The organism is Bacteroides sp. NSJ-39 (genome assembly GCF_014287315.1).
Taxonomy (GTDB): Bacteria; Bacteroidota; Bacteroidia; order Bacteroidales; family Bacteroidaceae; genus Bacteroides; species Bacteroides finegoldii.
This window is the reverse complement of the sequence record NZ_JACOOB010000014.1, coordinates 1-18,015: the sequence shown is the minus strand read 5'-3', so window position 1 is coordinate 18,015 and position 18,015 is coordinate 1. Positions and strand designations below refer to the sequence as shown.

Genomic DNA, 18,015 nt, shown 5'->3' with positions numbered 1-18,015 from the left:
TATGATTTATGATTGAAATTACATCAGTTCTCTCGGATCGGTAATCACACCTGTCACCGCAGCAGCAGCAGCCACCAGAGGACTAGCTAACAAGGTGCGTGCACCAGGTCCCTGACGTCCTTCGAAGTTACGGTTGCTGGTAGATACCGAATATTTCCCGGCAGGAATCTTATCATCGTTCATTGCCAGACAAGCAGAACATCCCGGCTGACGAATAGCAAATCCGGCTTCCGTCAAAATCTTGTCGATTCCTTCCTTACGGATCTGTGCGTCTACCATCCATGAACCCGGAACCAGCCATGCAATTACATTTTCCGCTTTCTTGCGGCCTTTCACGATGGAAGCAAATGCACGGAAATCTTCGATACGCCCGTTTGTACAAGCGCCGAGGAATACATAATCAATCTTTTTGCCCAACAAAGATTCTCCCGGTTGGAATCCCATATAGTCCATTGATTTCTTGAATGAAACCTGTGCAGCTTCGCTCATTCCTTCCATCGTAGGAATGTGCTGTGTGATGCCCATACCCATACCCGGATTCGTTCCGTAAGTAATCATCGGCTCAATATCAGCAGCTTCAAAACGGACTTCCTTGTCGAATACGGCATCGTCATCACTCTTCAATGTCTTCCAATATGCCAAAGCCTTGTCCCATGCTTCGCCTTGCGGAGCACTTTCACGTCCCTTGATATATTCAAAAGTCACTTCGTCCGGAGCAACCATCCCACCACGTGCACCCATTTCGATAGAAAGGTTACAAAGGGTAAGACGTCCCTCCATTGTCAGATTGCGGATAGCCGAACCTGCATATTCTACGAAGTAACCAGTAGCACCGCTGGTAGTCATCTTAGACATCATATACAAAGCTACATCTTTTGCAGTCACCCCTTTACCCAGTTCACCGTCTACGGTGATACGCATTGTTTTCGGTCTTGACTGAAGAATACATTGCGAAGCCAATACCATTTCCACTTCACTTGTTCCGATGCCGAAAGCGATTGCTCCCATCGCACCATGAGTAGAAGTGTGAGAGTCACCGCAGACAATCGTCATTCCCGGCAAAGTCAAACCACGTTCGGGACCTACCACATGGATAATTCCATTCTTCGGATGCATCATACCGTAGTGTGTCAAACCAAAATCCTTCGCATTCTTAGTCAATGTGTCGACCTGCGTTTTAGAAATCGGATCCTCAATCTCCTTATCCTGATCGTGTGTCGGTGTGTTATGGTCGGGCATACAAAATACTTTTTCCGGACGCAACACTCCGATTCCACGTTCACGCAATCCGGCAAAAGCTTGCGGACTAGTCACTTCGTGACAATATAAGCGATCAATATAAAGCTGTGTAGGACCATCTTCCACAGTAGTCACCACGTGGGCATCCCATATCTTATCAAATAATGTATTCATCTGTTTATTTACTATTTTACTAATTACTATTTACTATTTTAGTCAATCTCTACAATGCCGATACGACTGTCAGTCTCTTTTTTATGATTTGAATTTGTTAATACAGTCAATATAAGCTTCTACGGAAGCGGCAATAATATCTGTATTAGCTCCAAAACCATAATAAATCTGGTTATCGTATTCTACCTGCATGTGTACTTTACCTACATCATCACTTCCCTTGCTGATAGCCTGAATAGTAAACTCTTTCAAAGTCATGTGGCGTTCTACAATCTTTTTCAATGCCTTGATAGCTGCATCTACCGGACCGTTACCGCTGGCACAAGCCTCAAACTTCTCACCGGCAATGTTCAATCCCAAACTAGCTACCGAACGAACGCCGACACCACTCGTCACCTGCAAATAATCCAGTTTAATGCGATGATTCTGGCTACGGTCTGCGCCTGCCAATACTAAAATATCGTCATCATTAATATCTTTTTTCTTATCAGCCAACTTCAAGAACTCATCATATACCTTATCCAGCTTTTCCTGCTCCAGGTCAACTCCCAAGATAGAAAGACGATTTTTCAATGCGGCACGTCCGCTACGGGCTGTCAATACGATAGAGTTATCATCAATACCCACATCATGCGGATCAATAATCTCATACGTCTGTACATTCTTCAACACACCGTCCTGATGGATACCTGAAGAATGTGCGAAAGCATTACGCCCAACAATCGCTTTATTCGGCTGTACCGGCATATTCATCAGGCTGGATACCATGCGGCTGGTCGGATAAATCTTCTGTGTATTGATATTGGTCTGAATATCTATTTCGTGGTGACTCTTGATAATCATGGCGATTTCTTCGAGGGCAGTATTTCCTGCACGTTCGCCGATACCGTTGATGGTAACTTCCACCTGACGTGCGCCGTTCAAAACACCGGCTATCGTATTGGCAGTAGCCATACCCAAGTCGTTGTGACAGTGAGTAGAAAGTATGGCATTATCGATGCCGTCTACATGGTCAATCAGGTATTTTATCTTAGCACCATATTCTGAAGGCAAGCAATAGCCCGTTGTATCAGGAATATTCACTACGGTAGCTCCCGCTTTGATAACGGCTTCCACCACACGTGCCAGATATTCGTTATCCGTACGGCCTGCGTCTTCTGCATAAAACTCTACATCGTCCACAAAACGGCGGGCGTATTTCACGGCAGCTACCGCACGTTCGATAATCTCCTCACGATTCGAATTGAATTTATATTTAATGTGCGAATCAGAAGTACCGATACCGGTATGAATACGTTTATGTTTAGCAAATTTCAGTGCATCTACAGCAACATCAATATCTTTTTGAACTGCACGTGTCAAAGCACAGATAGTAGGCCAAGTCACCGCTTTTGAAATCTCAATCACTGAATTAAAATCTCCCGGGCTCGAAATGGGGAACCCGGCTTCAATCACGTCTACTCCCAACGCTTCCAATGCCTTTGCTACCTGAATCTTCTCTACTGTATTCAACTGGCATCCCGGAACCTGTTCACCATCTCTAAGAGTGGTATCAAAAATAAATAACCTATTGTCCATATTCTATGTATATTATATATAATTATTAGTATTAAAAAAAGCCTTTCACACTTGGAAGTGAGAAAGGCTTTCGTATATTTTCATTTATACACATTTACGCGCAGCACTCACTTCCACTAACCTTTGATAGTAGAATAATAATACCGCATAGTAGAATATGTATAAACATCTGGTTCATTTCTTGTCTCTTTTATAGTTTGACGGTGCAAAGGTATGGATTATTTCGTTACATCCAAACAAAACGTTACTTTTTTATCATATAAAATTTCATTTCATAAGTTTTAATCGGGTATTATCTAAAATATATCACTAAAGAAATCAAAAGATATGCAGACCATACTCACACAATGGAGCTGATGAAAGCTTTATAAAAAAACAAGCGGAAAAATATACAAGGAAACACCGTGCATATCTTTCCGCCATAATTTTAGCTATATATATTATTTCAAAGGAGTAAATTCCCTATATTCCCGAGACATATCCAAACTTCCATATTCTCCCCATCGATCATAAACTGCAAACTTCGCGGTTGTGAGTTCTTCAATATCCCAATAATGATCTTCACCGAAATAAATCGTATTGGAACTTTGGTTATAAAAAGCCCACCGATAATAGATTTCACTCTGGGATTCCTCACCATCCTTACCTGTTACAACAATAGTACGTGTACAAGTACCATCTCTTCTGAACCGATAAATATCCTGAGCCGTTTCTTCCGTATCATAAACGACCTTTTCACCGGCCCATACCACATCACAAATCAAAGAGATAATATTATCTTCTCCTTCCTCATAGTATCCGCTCTTTTCAACACAACCGGTCAGGAAGAAAAAAACAGAGCAAACAAGAGGGATGCATAACCTTTTCATCTACGTAAAAATCTAAGGTCTGCTATATATGGAATCTCTTCATTCAGACTGACCACTTCAAAATCCCAGTCCACATTATCGTTTGCAAACCATTCAAAGCAAGGATTGATGTGATAGCCAACACCACAGAACAATACCCCGACATTTTCCTTTTCACCCTTGCCATTCAATTCACATGTTACCAAGAATGCCCATCCTGCATTCTTATAAGCCTGTGGATTCAACTCTACAGATGTCTCGATATAATTACAATCACTAACATAATACTGTTCCTTGTAACTAGTCACATTTAAAGAAGAGACTGTCGAAGAATAGTTGCCGCCCAGCTTCTGGCGCAGTTCCACCGGAGAATCCTCATTTATACGGTTTACATAAATTTCATCTTCAGTTATCATTACGATATAGTCAACTGCACAAGAAGAAATCAGCTGCTCCGATATCTGATTTATACGCGAAAGACTCTTGTTGAAAATTTCAAGGTTCAGCAAATTGACCGAATTTAATTCTTCCACAGCTGAATTCTTTATATACGACAAAACTGAAGTATGCTTGTTTGAGTTGACATAATATTCGTGAGTAGTTTTATTAATATCCACAAAGTCATTCAAAACGGCAACATCCTGTTCATAATTACGACTTGCAGGAGTAGGAACATTCAAATTATCCCGGCAACTCTGAAAAAACAAAGTAAACAGGACAAAAGTCAAGGTAAAGATCTGCTTCATAACTGGTAATATTATTGGTTCGCATTAGCAATAATTGATGGTAAATGTATTAATCAAATCATTACAAAACAACATCAAAAGCATAAAAACAAGTTAATATTAACATGAATTATAACATGTGGCACAGCATCCTCAATTTTCTTCCTCATGCTTCATCCGGCAAATGCTCCCAAAACCTTTCTTAATTCGATTAACGTCAAATATATTTGTTGTTCTACTGTACGGACTGATATATTCATCTTGTCTGCAATTTCTTTATGACTTTTCCCATAAAAACGACTAAGTTCAAATACAGTTCTTCTGCGTTCAGGAATGCTTTCTAATTTTAAATAAATACCTTGCAATATTTCACGAAAATAAATACTCTCCAACAAATCACGATCTGTCAAATCTGATGACTCTTCCAAAAAACGCTCCTTATATTCCAACCTGATTTTCTGATGTTTAGATATATTCAGAGCTATATTTTTAGTCATAATCAGAATATAGGCATCAAGTTCCCTTTTATTATCAATCCATATACTTTGCTGCTCCCAAAGTTTAGTAAAAACTTCCTGAGCTACATCTTCTGCATCCAATTCTGATTTTAATAAACTATAAGCCAAATTCTTTACTTTAGAATAATTGACCTCAAACATGCGAGAAAATACATCAATAACTTTCTTTCTATTATTGTCTCTCATAAATTCCATCAAAATAAAGAAACAAAGAAGCTTATTTCCAAAACTCTTCTCTAAAAAATAGAAACGCAAAATCCGAACAATAATATTCAAATTTTGCGTTTCATTTTACCCTAATATTGTTCTAAATATCCTTCTAAAATTTAAACAATAAAAAGTCACTATTCATACAAAGACACTTCAGCAACATAAATAACAGACGAATACAAGGCAAAAAATTCTAGCTTGACATACCTAGCTTCCATTCCTGTATAAAACTCCAACAAGTTTTCGTTTCTATTAGGCAATTCTGCTAAATCTGCTTGTTCTACCCATTGAATTTTATCCTTTGAAGTGCACACTCTGATATTTTTAGGACCTGCTGGAGTAGAATAAGAATAATAATCTATTTTTATACCTTCCAACATATGTAAATTCTTCATATCTACAATAAAGCTTGCCGGCAAACTCCAACTAGCCCCCCAAAGTGTTTTTCCTCCTGTTGTAAGAGAATCAAACAAAACGTTCCCATCCCCTGAAAAATTTGACAGTTCAATAGCGGAACAATCCTCTTTATTTATCATGCTCCACTCTTGAGGAAGGACGTCAACGACACCCATATTCAGCATTTTTTTCTTAACCGTTATAGATATGGAATTCTCCCCTTCTTTTTTTACTGTAGCATCTTCCGTTTCTATACCTAATTTCAGATTTATCAAAAAAGTAGCAGGCATAGCATCCTCAAGCAGAAAGTCGTTTGTCACAGTCCACGTCACTTCTTCCGAAGAGATTTGACCAGCTGGAATTACAATCTTATTAGGAACAACGGTTACATTTTCTAAATATTTTTCTGCAATTCCTTCAGTAAATATCTGTATAGCAACATCCTTATTTGCAGGCTTATCCAACATTACTTTGAATTTATAAGCAATGGGGTCTTGCTCCTCAATAGCACCATTAACAAATGTACGCTCAAAAGAGGCACTATTTTGATTTTCCCCATGTACAGATACCGCCACACAATAAGCCTCTTTTTCTATCATAATCTTACTTTCCATAGGCTCTTCACCTATATTAAATCCATTCACATTAGCTTTAACACCAAGTACATAAGTCTCTTCTTCCAAAGTAGAAGCTGCAAAATTAAAATCATCGTCTTTCAAAGAAACGGTTACTACCGCATCTGTTTCTCCGGCAGCCAATAAGACCTCGGAAGTGCTTAAGATAACTTTCTCTACTGGGATGTTAGAACAAATTGGTTCAAAATTTACAATCATATCTTCCGGAGAAGCTTTGAAACGGAACACATATGTTCTTGTTAAAGGAGCATCCAACTTCAAAGTGCCATCGCTCAGATAAGTAGCAACAACATTATTATCACCATTACTACCTTGAACTAATATTTCCGGTTGGTTAATAGGGAAATTCTTCAAATCCAAATTTTCATCATCCAGACAAGAGGATAATATACCCATACAGAGAATAGGCATATAAAAAATTTTTTTTATTCTCATATTCTTATTTTCAGGTTAATATAACATTCGAATAGTTGTTAATACATTAAAAATACTTTTCTCTAGCATTAACTATCATAAATCCTCCGGATACTTAGATGGAGTAGTTTCATTTTTTTTATAAAAGATTGTCGGATCTTTCAATTTAGAGCCATATAGTTCATAAGCACCACTCAAACGCCGAAAAATCGTTCTATAATTACTCGGATTAGCAGCAAATCCCATATGCCACCCATAACCACCACTCAATATTTTCTGAGCACCATAACTATCCAAAGAACCACCACCATTCAAATTAAATTCTGCAGCCAAACCTGCACACTTCCATTTACCCATATTACCTAAAGGATAAGCTGCTGAACCATAATTAGGTACAACTATATCAATCCACTCATCAACATCTACTCCATCTACAGATTCAACTCCATACATATTTCCATATGCAAAAACTGTAACCAACTTATCAGGCATTACCTGTTTGGTTTCATAGCAGAGACGTGCTCCCGCTTGAGCAGAAGGGGTAGCAAATGAAGGATTATCAAGATCTGGATAAAGCGAATATTCATCATCATAATTTACTCCATCCAAGTTATAAGCCTTGCAGTATTGAGCAATCTCACGTGCGAATACTTTAGCCCCCTCGGTAGAAAGTTGAGCCAATCCTGCCATATCATGATTACCCAATAAACCTAACAAGACTTTTATACCGCGTTTACGCAATGGCTGCAAAAGAGTTTCATTATTATCTAACAAATACTGAACATTCGGATTACATTTTATATATGGACGTCCTGCTTCAGAATCATAGTTGATATTAGCAGCAAATAAAACAACTACATCCCAAAAATATTTACCATTTTCCAATTGGAAAGAAAGAGCATTTAATGGATTTACATCATTTACTTCAAAAAACAAAAATCCTTTTGGCTTATCCTCTCCTTTGAAAGCGTCACCAAACTTTCTCATGTCCTTAACTAAATATACACAGTGACGATCTTGCTCATTTTTTATTGTAAGGTCAGAAGTAGGTTCCGTTATTGAGAGAGGTAAAGCATATGTCTTTCCTGCCTCCAAATCATCTGAAATCTTTATTGTCATTTCCACCTCTAAACTTCTTCCACAATTTCCAGAGTTTAAAGTACCATCATTAGCAAAAATGACCGCACTTGCCGGAAGCATTTCAAAATCTGTGTTATGTTCTTGATTATAGTTTTCCAAATAAGATTCATCTATAACTATCTTAGCTGAAGTTTCAGCTGAAGAATTCTTCGATAAAGACATTCGAACTTTAGTTGAATACTGATTAGAAGTATATAATTCAATAATATTATTGACTTTATTAGATGAAGCGTCGCAAAGAAAAACTCTATTTTCATAAATTCCCTCCAAAGCCGATTCATCAAACTGCTTTCCAATCTCTAAATCATCAGCACAAGAAAAACATAATGATGTTCCTGCACAACACAAAACACCAAACAATAACGTATATATATCTTTTCGTTTCATATGTACAATCCTATATTAAGTTTGTAATTATTTTATTTGCGGAAGTTCAACATTTACCCATGTTGGAGTACCACCAACAGCACTGATGTCGTTACCATTTCCTGTATGATCCTTTATATCACTTCCAGTTCCTTCATTAAATTTCCAATATGCTATTAGTCCTGGAGAATGAGGATCAACTTCATACGGATTCTTAGCTATTTCCTCAGCACTACGTTGAATATTCCAAATACGCACTTCTGAAATATCACCAGGCAGCCAACGCGTATCATCATATGCTTTACCAATATAACAGCCATTTGATGATAAGTTTACAGCACGACTGGCAGCATTATCCGAATAAACTTTCACTCCATCTTTATAATAGATACGTTCGCGAGTAGTTGCATCATAGACGATGGCAATATGCACCCATTCTTTTACAGGCAAACTGGCAACAGCATTCGGAGCAGGGAAATTTCCACCGGGAGCTACACATTGCAATTGATCACGCGGACGATCAGCATCGCCAATACGAACAAGGAACTCACCTTCAACCCCAAATACTGTACTCAGTGCGTTATCACGCCCTGCAACCCAATCATTACTACGCACTAAAGCTTCCACTGTTACAACATTTACAGAATGTACATCAGTATCCCAATAAATAGGGAAATACATTTTCTCAATATTAGCTACCACATTGATCAATGCCGCACCCTTGAATATAAAATAAGCAGTTCTTTTACTATCAAGTACCTCGATATCCGCATCCGTTATTGTAACCGGTAACACATAGCGTCTTGACTTGTCCAACTTATTTGTGTTTTTAAAGTTAACAACAACATCATCACTACTGATATCTCCCGCTTTAATCGTAACCGACTTGACCGGAATCTCATAATAATCAGCAGCCAAAACCTGTGCGTTATCATTAAAAGCCAAATTATAAGCAGCAGTCAATTGCGGAGCAGCATCAAAAGAAATATTCACCTCTCTATCCAACGGATCAGCCAAGCGATAAGATATGGACCGGGTAGCTTCCGAAATGGTCTCTTTAATCAACAAATCATCCCTAACTTGCTGGGAAGTGACAAATACCTTATTATCATAATGGTGTTCATCATCAATATCATTATTTTGGCAACTTCCCAATACTAATGAGCAAAAAGAAAGGGAAGCAAACATATACTTATGTAATTTCATATCTTCTTTTATTTTGACGGATTCATTATACTAATAACCTCACGAATTGAAGAGAACGTATTATTATAATAATCATCCTGTACATTCATAACAAACATTCCTTTTCTTTCAAATCCAGTTGACGCCTGCACATTCCACCATGCGGCTCCTTGAGTAGCTAAAGTTTTATTTCCTTCAGAGTCAACTGTATTCCAATATCCTATCACCTGATTCTTGTCATCCGGCTGCGGTAGTTGAACACACGCAATAAAACGGTCAGCAGGGACAGGGTTTATCCCTTCATACAATTCTTTCGCATCTTCTCCTGCCTGAACAGCCAATAACGCCTTGACACTTAAATCATCACCATTTGTTGACAAAGCTGTTTTAAGAATAATATAATCAGCCAACCCTATTATTCCCATATTTTCAGCTGTAAGATATTGTACATTAGTATAAAAGAACAACGACTTATCGGATGCTTGCTTCCACTCTTTCAGTTTATTCAAGAAGTTTGTCTGACGAGATGTATATACCTCAAGCTCCTCACCTTTCAAGCTAACCAAAGAACGACCGGTATAATCAGCAATAATACCATCATAATTATCCGCTAAAGCAAGCATCTCATCTGTACGTTTGTCCAAATAAGCCCGACCTTCTTCTTCCGTCAAGTCAGGATTAGCTTTCTTCATCTCCTTCCATTCTTCCTCAAATTTAGAAAAATCAATACTGTACACCACCTTCGTACCTTTCTCTCTGACTATTCTTATTTCGTCCAGCATATTTCCGGACAATTTATCCGGATTATTCAAACTGATATAGTCGATACTGTCAGGCAAAGCGGACAATCTTTCGGCCTGTTTGGAAGGATCTGCCACATTCTCCACAGATACTATAGTCAATTTATGCTCACTTGCTTTATAAATATTCAGATCTTTCAGATAATCAGCGTATAGTTGAGGATTTTGTTCTTCAAGCGAAGGAGTATGTATATCCAGACTCTCCACATCCGTCCAGTCCTCACAAGAACAGAATGAGAGTGACATAGTCATGCATATCGCAACACACAGTCCGCTATATCCAAATGTATTTTTCATAAACATTATCTACTTTATTATATTACTTTGTTTTTTTAGCCCACCAGAGATCACGTCCCATATCATCCCGGCCACCCAGATAAGTAGCCACGGCATAATTTATATTTACAGGATTATCTCCATATTCCGATGCTGGATAAGGAATACGCCGCGCACCTCTTTCCGAGTCAACGATACCGCCACTCTTATTACCGGCCGCAGTAGCAGGAATCAGATGCGGGTAGCCGGTACGACGGTAATCCGCCCATGCCTCATTACCCAACTGCCAGTTAGCGATCCATTTCTGAATGATAATGCGCTCCTGTTTTTCTTCTGGTGAAGCAGCATTATCCCATTTCACAGTGATTCTGGACAAGTCTCTGTCATAAGAATTCTTTCCGTCCGGATCTACATAAGTTTCAGGGCGTAAAGTCTCGTTATTCAGATATTCCTCTGCTCCGTCCGCCCCCCACTGTTCGAATGACAAGCGAATACCGGTATTGTAAAACTCACCGGCTTCACCTCCCATATTGAAATTATAGATAGCCGCCGCTTCTGCACGCAGGAAAGCGACTTCCGCAGCATTCATCCAATATAACGGATCATTCGGCTTCATATTAATTCCGGAATATTTGTGTCCGGTAGTTTCAAGCACCGGGATAATAATACCTCTACGCAATCCGACATACTCATGTCCTTTCCATTCCGACTTGACAAAATATTTTTCCCGCCGAGGGTCTTCATAACCATTCATATAGCAGATAATATCGGCTGCTGCATGTGTATCTCCACCTGTCAGACAGGCGCTATTATCTTCTTTGTGAACACCGATATGATTGTATTCCTTAGCCACATAAATAGGGTTATTTACAGAACCGGAGAAATAACTCCATGCCGCATTATCTGTATTCTGTTCGATCACACCACCGTTTTGGGGGTCAACAGCTTCTTCCGCCATCTTCTGTGCTGTCACCTTGTCAACATTGGCTATGCGAATAGCCAGACGAAGTTTAAGCGAATTGGCAAAACGAATCCATTTTTTCACATCACCCTGATAAATGTAGTCAGCCGAAGCAGTCAAACGGTCATTCGGATGCTCATTCAACACACCGATAGAATGATTCAGTTCTTCAAAGAATTTATTATAAACTTCCTGTTCCGAATCATACGGAGTTGTTATAGAACCATCCGCTCCTATTTTAGAATACGGAATCGGTCCGTAAGCATCCGCAATACGATGCATGGCTGCAACCTTTATAATTGTCGCAATAGCCAAAGGAACCGGGTTGTTCGTATTTTGTGATACTACCTCTACAATACTCAAGTTGGAATAAAGTACCGGAAGCACCTTATCACTTTTCAGAAAAACATTTGTCCAGCCATCTTCAGGGTTAAAGTTCGAAATCGTACGTTCCCATGATGCTTTGGAATCGGCAAAATATCCTCCCATAGGACCGCCCAGCAAACAATCTGTAAACTGTGCCGTATTGACATCCGGAGAGACCACACAACCGGCAAGGTTGTTCATGGCCGAACCCAGCGCATAGTCGTCGGCAGACAAGTCGCCTGGTTGGTAAGGGTTTGAATTGATATCCTCATACTTGGCGGTACAGGATGACACAGCCGCCATTAATGAAGCGAAAATAAATGTATTTAATATCTTTTTCATAGTCACTTTTATTAGAATTTGAAATTCAGACTGAAACCTACATTACGCAAAGAAGGCATCATGAAGTTGTCGATTCCCTGATAGAAATTATCTGTCGATGCCACAGCCTCCGGATCGAAAGGAGCCTTGTTGTAAATCATCCACAAGTTGCGACCTATCAATGAAACTTTAATGTCACAGACATTAGCCAGCCATTTTCTCGGAATAGTATAACCTATCGAAGCCTCCTGCAAACGAACGTTGGTAGCCGAATAAGTATAATACTGCGGCACAGCGGTGCTACCTACTGTTGTATACCAATTCTCCGGATTAACTCTGTCATTTCCATTAATCAATACAAAACCATTATCACGCGCATCGGCTGAAGCCTCGGAAACGCCAAACTTATCAAGTATAGCCTGTGTTCTTGAAAATACTACACCACCCAGACGAGCAGAAATCATGAATCCTACATGGAAATTCTTCCACATAAAGTTGTTACGCCATGCAAGATTTCCCTTCGGCAATACACTTCCCAACTTGATATAAGAATCGGGGTTATCTATTTTCTGAGTATATACGTTATTCGATTCATCCATATAAATAGCACCGTTAGCATCACGACGTAAATCTGTACGTGAATATAAATCTCCCATACTGCCACCTTCACGCAGGATAAAACGTAAATCTGCATATCCGCCCATATCAAGTGAAGGTATGGAGAAAAGCTGCCCGGTTATAGGATTGATAACATTGTCCGCCAAAGATTCAATCTTGTTCTTATTCATTGAATAAGTCAAACCACTCATCCATGTGAAATTACGCCATGTATTTTCAAAATTCAGAGCAAGCTCTATACCTTGATTGCGTACGCTACCGGTTTGAATATACATTTTTGAATATTTATTAATCGGAAGTTGCGGATTAAAAGTCTGATTTTCAGTTTTTGCATTATAATAAGTAGCATCCAACTCAAAATATTTCAAGAAACGAGCATTAAAACCGATTTCAAAAGAATTAGTACGTTCCGGTTTCAATGAATACATCGGATATTGAGTCAGTACGCTCCATTGATTGGCAGAAGTGCTCCATTCGTAGCGCGGATTGGCAAGATAACGTTGGAAAGCCGAACCGACAGAGGCAAACGAACCACGCAGTTTAAGATAAGACAAATAATCTTTATTCAAATTAGGCATCAGTTCTGAGAGAACAACAGACAAACCTACTGACGGATAGAAGAAGCTCTTTGATGTAGAATTAGGTCCGGCTAATTGTGAAGGCCAGTCGTTACGTCCGGTAAGTGTCAAATAATAAGTACTCTTATATCCCAATTCAGCAGAAGCATAAATAGACTGAGTCTGCTCTCTCCATCCTTCTTGCAGACGACGGGCTTTCTGGCTTAAATTCTGAATAGCGAAATAATTGGTCAAACCGACCTGCTCACCCGGAAATGCATCACTGCCATCAGCAATTCCACCGCGGACTGTCATTAGATCTGATCGCACATCAGTAAATGATCCACCGATATTAGCACTCAGATTCCAGTCTTCACCAAAGTTCTTATTGATACTTACCAGAAAATCTGCATACAATTGTTTGTCCGAAGTCTTGGTTATACCGTACAAACCACGAGAAGAACCTTCCGTAAGCTGTGTATTGGTAGAAGCATAAAATTTCTCTGTATAATCATTATTGGCATTATCCAGACTTACGCGTCCTGAAACAGTCAGCCAATCCAATATTTTATAATTCAAACTTGCGCTCAACATATAACGGTCTTTCTTATTCTCACGCAAGTTGCGGTAATTCACCCAATATGGATTCTGCATCGTCATTGCAGCATCACCGATCGACCAGTTTTGAAGATAAACTTTACGTGCCGGATCATACAGTTCGTACAACTTCGCATCTTCCCAGTCATTACCGCGAGGATATAGGTAAGCTCCCACTAACGGGTTATTATATTCTCCCTGATTCACCATATTGCGGTCATTTTGCAAAATATAGCTGGCAGCTATATCAAGAGTCATCTTGTCGTTCAAGAAAGAAGTGGTATTGCGTACGCTGAAATTATAACGACTGTACTTATTGTTAGGAGTAATACCTTTTGAATTGATGGCAGCAGCCGATGCATAAGTTTGATTTTTTTCTGTACCGGTAGAGAAAGAAACACTTTCCGTGTTGATAATACCAGTCTGGAAATAATCATCCTTAGGATCATAGCCACGATAATTAGCTACTGTTAATTTTTCTCCCCAACTACGGTCTGAACCATCCAGGAAGCTTCCTCCTACACCGGTTCCATAACGGGTTTGGAAACGAGGCATTACGAAAGGCTGATTGAACTCCATACTTGAATTTACAGATATGCTAACCTTACCGACTTTTCCTTTTTTAGTTGTAATGATAATGGCACCATTGGCAGCTTCCGAACCATACAATGCAGCGGCAGCGGCACCAGTCAGAACCGACATAGATTCAATATCATCCGGATTGATATCTGCAATAGGCTCGGTAGCTCCCTGAGAATCAAATTCTTTTCCCCCACCTTTGCTACTACCGGCAAACATCGGGACACCGTCTACTACGTACAATGCATTGGAAGATTGCATAATGGATTTTGTTCCACGCATTACAACTTTAGATACGCCTCCGACTCCTGATGAAGAAGCATTAATTGTGACACCCGCCACTTTACCGTTAAGGGAATTAACAAAGTTGGCATCTTTATGTTCTGTCACCGCGTCTGTATTAACCTGCTGTACATTATAGCTCAATGCCTTTTCTGCACGCTTGATACCCAATGCAGTAACAACCACTTCGTCCAAAGTCTGAGTATCTTCTTTAAGGATTACATGTATAGATGATTGAGTACCTACCTTAATTTGTTGTGAAACATAACCTATATAAGATATATTCAAAATTTCATTTTTAGCCGCTTCGACCGTGAACTCTCCATTGATATCACTGATCGTTCCCTTACCTGTGGACATTGCAGCTATATTAACTCCAATTAGAGGCTCACCCGCTTCGTCTACAATAGATCCCTTCACTGTTACTGTGACTGAACCATTATTTACCTGGTCTTGTTTCGTTAAAATGATTTTAGCATTGGCAATTTCAAAATTAATGTGTAATGGAGTCAATGCTTTTTTCAACAGTTCATCAATAGTAGCCTGTTTAACTTGAACCGATATTTTTTGTTCCAAATCAAGATTATTATACATGAATGTATAATTCGTCTTCTGTTCGACTATCTCAAGAAAGACTTTAAGCGTTTGTTCTTTCAAAGATAAATCTATTCTTTGAGAATTTTGGGCACTCAAAGACTGAAATATCAATAAGAAAAAAAAGATATTAGCAAGTATCCTTTTTGTTATTTTTCCCATAATATTATGACTAAGTAAAAAAAGAAATGATTAATTTTATATATGCTTTTATAGAAAACATGGAAAAATATTTTTCATGTTTTATTTATATTTTCACTTATATCTGATGTTCACCTCCTCTCCGTTTATCTGGTAATCAATTGCTGTTATTCTATTTATTAGATCTAATATTTCTCTTAATGATTCACTTTTCAGAACAAATCCATATTTAACAGACGAATCCGAATTTTCTACGTGGATATTTACTCCATACCATTTTTCCAACTTCGCAAACACTTCTACCGCCGGAGTATTTTCAAACCTGAGCATATTCTGTGTCCATAAACACTCCATTTCAACATCACAGGGGAATAGTTTCCATGATTGTCTGTCTCTCGGTATCTGTACCTGCTGACCAGGTTCTAATTGTACCCTCTCTACAGCATTCTCCACCGTGACAGCTCCTCTGAGCAAAGAAACAGTTGCCATTTCTTCATCCGGATAGGCAGAAACGTTGAAAGCTGTACCGTGTACCACAATATTAATACCTTCTGCTTTAACAGTAAAACTATGCTCATCATCTTTGGTTACATCAAAAAAAGCCTCGCCTTTAAGAGTCACCTCACGATTATCACGATTGAATACGGAAGAATAGCTGAGATAAGAATCCGAATTAAGCCAAACTTGAGTCCCATCCGGAAGAAATATTTGTGTTTTTTGTCCTCTTTCTGCAAATACGGTAAAAACATCCTCTTGCCTGTTGAACTTTCCTGAAAAGTAATAAAATGATGCTGCCGAAACAAGAAGCGGTATCAGAATTGTAGCCGCAATTCGTGTCCAGGAAAAATTATGCGAAGGTTTGTTATCCGTTATCTGATTTTGAATATTATTAAGAACCCTGAATTTAACAGCATCATCCATCACCGGAATTTGCAGGTTTTGCTCCTTCCACAAAATATCCAATGCAGAGTCCATAGCTTCATCTGTTGCTTTTTGAACTTCTGATTTAAGGACTGTGTATTCGGCCGGACTAATTCTTGCTGAGAAAAACCGTCGCAATAAAACTTGGAGCAAATTATTTTTCATATTTCTGTTTTATAAGAAATACGCAAAATCCCCCAAATAGTCCCGACTCAATTTACATGTTATAAAACATAAATTAAAATTCGTTCCTTAACAATAGCAAGACTAATAACAAATAATGCAAGAGAGATAATTCTGATTTCAAAGTCTTCAATGCAAGAGTCAATTGATTCTTCACTGTTTTTTCCGAAACTCCCATCTTTTCGGCAATATCTTTAATCGAACATCCTTTTTCACGACTCAACTCAAAAATCACCAATTGCCTACTACTAAGTTTCTTTTTAGCTTCATTCAGTTTATCAAGAAATTCATCAAAATAAACTTCATTTTCTGTATTATTTTCTGTATAATTCTGATATGCGTCACTTTGAATATAAACTTCAAATGCAACACTATCAATTTTCTTACGAAATGAATCTATGATAAGGTTATGTGCAATAGTATAAAGATAGGATTTAAATGAAGTCTCTAAAGAAAGATTTTCTTTAGTCTGCCAAATCCTCAAAAAGGTTTCTTGCAGAATATCTTCAGCGTCATCAGGAGATTTAGTCAAGTTCAGCACAAAACCATAAAGCAAATCCGCATACATAAAGTACAGACGGGTAAAATCCTCATAAGAACCTTGTTTTACCTTCTTTATCAAGTCTATATGCAAATGTTTTTCAACAATCATAGTTTAAGGTTTAAATATAGATCATAAATACTTTTTATCAATAATTCATCCCGACAAAATGAATTCAATATAAACAACCCCATTCAATATCTTTTTATATATTCTCTCTCCGTTACAATTTCTTCTGCAAAAATATTTGCAAATATAATAAATAACATTACAATTTCAAAACTAAAAATTGTTACAATATCAAAAGTTTTTCATTAACAAAATGTTTGGAATATACCTAACTTATAACTTTATCCGAGAAGAAGCAATATAAAATATTAGAAATCAACAGAAAATTTAACTGGCTTCTACTCTGCATTCTCTGATATTGAATTAAAGGTTTCATGACGGAATCCACGTAAGTGTGACTGATTAAAAAAAGGATTATGCTATTATGAAAAAACAATATAATAGAGAGGTGAAAATAAAAAAGAGTAGTAAAAGAGGAAATACAAGCATACCAAAGTACCATTGATAAATCAAAAAACAGGGAAGTAATTTAGATTCACTATATTTGCTTTCTCGTTTGAGTAATATAAATTCATTTTGTTATACGAATTTTCAGATCGGGAACAGGAACGGCCGGAAAACAGAAAGCCCCTTGATTCGTTGCTGAATCAAGGGGCTTCTTAAAAAACGGCGGCTACCTACTCTCCCACTGTTACGCAGTACCATCGGCGTGACGAGGCTTAACTTCTCTGTTCGGAATGGGAAGAGGTGGAACCCTCGTGCTATAACCACCTGAATAAAT

The 18,015-nt window shown here is 38.3% G+C and carries 13 protein-coding genes and 1 rRNA gene; all 14 read right to left on the bottom strand.

Annotated elements, in window-relative coordinates; translation table 11 throughout:
• Positions 1-18: 18 nt before the first annotated feature.
• The 14 genes from leuC to rrf all read right to left on the bottom strand — a co-directional run bounded on the left by leuC (position 19) and on the right by rrf (position 18,009).
• The gene (leuC, locus tag H8S63_RS14805) at positions 19-1,413 is read right to left on the bottom strand and encodes a 3-isopropylmalate dehydratase large subunit (RefSeq protein WP_004311792.1); all 1,395 of its coding nucleotides are present in this window, start codon (positions 1,411-1,413) and stop codon (positions 19-21) included.
• An 81-nt stretch (positions 1,414-1,494) separates the two neighbouring features.
• Complete coding sequence (locus H8S63_RS14800) at positions 1,495-2,991, bottom strand: 2-isopropylmalate synthase (protein ID WP_004315472.1); 1,497 nt, start codon at positions 2,989-2,991, stop codon at positions 1,495-1,497.
• Between the two features lie 440 nt (positions 2,992-3,431).
• Positions 3,432-3,860, bottom strand: a complete 429-nt coding sequence (locus H8S63_RS14795) for a hypothetical protein (protein ID WP_186927224.1) — start codon at positions 3,858-3,860, stop codon at positions 3,432-3,434.
• Positions 3,857-4,585, bottom strand: coding sequence for a hypothetical protein (locus H8S63_RS14790; protein WP_186927223.1), 729 nt, complete (start codon positions 4,583-4,585; stop codon positions 3,857-3,859). The genes H8S63_RS14795 and H8S63_RS14790 overlap by 4 nt, the downstream gene beginning before the upstream one ends.
• Positions 4,586-4,737: 152 nt before the next feature.
• Positions 4,738-5,277: an RNA polymerase sigma-70 factor gene (locus H8S63_RS14785; RefSeq protein WP_007748606.1), complete on the bottom strand. Its 540-nt coding sequence runs from the start codon at positions 5,275-5,277 to the stop codon at positions 4,738-4,740.
• A 149-nt stretch (positions 5,278-5,426) separates the two neighbouring features.
• Complete coding sequence (locus tag H8S63_RS14780; RefSeq protein ID WP_186927222.1) at positions 5,427-6,758, bottom strand: DUF4989 domain-containing protein; 1,332 nt, start codon at positions 6,756-6,758, stop codon at positions 5,427-5,429.
• A gap of 75 nt (positions 6,759-6,833) precedes the next feature.
• On the bottom strand, positions 6,834-8,264 hold the full coding sequence (locus H8S63_RS14775; RefSeq protein WP_186927221.1) for a BT_3987 domain-containing protein: 1,431 nt from the start codon (positions 8,262-8,264) through the stop codon (positions 6,834-6,836).
• 27 nt (positions 8,265-8,291) lie between these two features.
• The gene (locus tag H8S63_RS14770; protein WP_186927220.1) at positions 8,292-9,449 is read right to left on the bottom strand and encodes a DUF1735 and LamG domain-containing protein; all 1,158 of its coding nucleotides are present in this window, start codon (positions 9,447-9,449) and stop codon (positions 8,292-8,294) included.
• 8 nt (positions 9,450-9,457) lie between these two features.
• Positions 9,458-10,525 carry a glycoside hydrolase family 18 gene (locus H8S63_RS14765; protein ID WP_255467671.1) on the bottom strand — a complete coding sequence of 356 codons (1,068 nt, stop codon included), beginning with the start codon at positions 10,523-10,525 and terminating at the stop codon, positions 9,458-9,460.
• A 22-nt stretch (positions 10,526-10,547) separates the two neighbouring features.
• Complete coding sequence (locus H8S63_RS14760) at positions 10,548-12,173, bottom strand: SusD/RagB family nutrient-binding outer membrane lipoprotein (RefSeq protein ID WP_186927218.1); 1,626 nt, start codon at positions 12,171-12,173, stop codon at positions 10,548-10,550.
• Positions 12,174-12,184: 11 nt separating this feature from the next.
• Positions 12,185-15,541: a TonB-dependent receptor gene (locus H8S63_RS14755; protein WP_022275625.1), complete on the bottom strand. Its 3,357-nt coding sequence runs from the start codon at positions 15,539-15,541 to the stop codon at positions 12,185-12,187.
• Positions 15,542-15,634: 93 nt separating this feature from the next.
• On the bottom strand, positions 15,635-16,606 hold the full coding sequence (locus H8S63_RS14750; RefSeq protein ID WP_007748631.1) for a FecR family protein: 972 nt from the start codon (positions 16,604-16,606) through the stop codon (positions 15,635-15,637).
• Positions 16,607-16,679: 73 nt separating this feature from the next.
• Entirely contained in the window at positions 16,680-17,276 is a 597-nt protein-coding gene (locus H8S63_RS14745) for an RNA polymerase sigma factor (protein ID WP_186927217.1), read from the bottom strand.
• A 622-nt stretch (positions 17,277-17,898) separates the two neighbouring features.
• Positions 17,899-18,009: ribosomal RNA gene (gene rrf / locus H8S63_RS14740) — 5S ribosomal RNA — on the bottom strand.
• Between the last annotated feature and the right edge of the window lie 6 nt (positions 18,010-18,015).

Excerpts from the sequence above, each read along its gene's own strand:
- leuC (WP_004311792.1), bottom strand. The coding sequence starts at position 1,413 with ATGAATACATTATTTGATAAGATATGGGATGCCCACGTGGTGACTACT.
- H8S63_RS14800 (WP_004315472.1), bottom strand. The coding sequence starts at position 2,991 with ATGGACAATAGGTTATTTATTTTTGATACCACTCTTAGAGATGGTGAA.
- H8S63_RS14795 (WP_186927224.1), bottom strand. The coding sequence starts at position 3,860 with ATGAAAAGGTTATGCATCCCTCTTGTTTGCTCTGTTTTTTTCTTCCTG.
- H8S63_RS14790 (WP_186927223.1), bottom strand. The coding sequence starts at position 4,585 with ATGAAGCAGATCTTTACCTTGACTTTTGTCCTGTTTACTTTGTTTTTT.
- H8S63_RS14785 (WP_007748606.1), bottom strand. The coding sequence starts at position 5,277 with ATGGAATTTATGAGAGACAATAATAGAAAGAAAGTTATTGATGTATTT.
- H8S63_RS14780 (WP_186927222.1), bottom strand. The coding sequence starts at position 6,758 with ATGAGAATAAAAAAAATTTTTTATATGCCTATTCTCTGTATGGGTATA.
- H8S63_RS14775 (WP_186927221.1), bottom strand. The coding sequence starts at position 8,264 with ATGAAACGAAAAGATATATATACGTTATTGTTTGGTGTTTTGTGTTGT.
- H8S63_RS14770 (WP_186927220.1), bottom strand. The coding sequence starts at position 9,449 with ATGAAATTACATAAGTATATGTTTGCTTCCCTTTCTTTTTGCTCATTA.
- H8S63_RS14765 (WP_255467671.1), bottom strand. The coding sequence starts at position 10,525 with ATGAAAAATACATTTGGATATAGCGGACTGTGTGTTGCGATATGCATG.
- H8S63_RS14760 (WP_186927218.1), bottom strand. The coding sequence starts at position 12,173 with ATGAAAAAGATATTAAATACATTTATTTTCGCTTCATTAATGGCGGCT.
- H8S63_RS14755 (WP_022275625.1), bottom strand. The coding sequence starts at position 15,541 with ATGGGAAAAATAACAAAAAGGATACTTGCTAATATCTTTTTTTTCTTA.
- H8S63_RS14750 (WP_007748631.1), bottom strand. The coding sequence starts at position 16,606 with ATGAAAAATAATTTGCTCCAAGTTTTATTGCGACGGTTTTTCTCAGCA.
- H8S63_RS14745 (WP_186927217.1), bottom strand. The coding sequence starts at position 17,276 with ATGATTGTTGAAAAACATTTGCATATAGACTTGATAAAGAAGGTAAAA.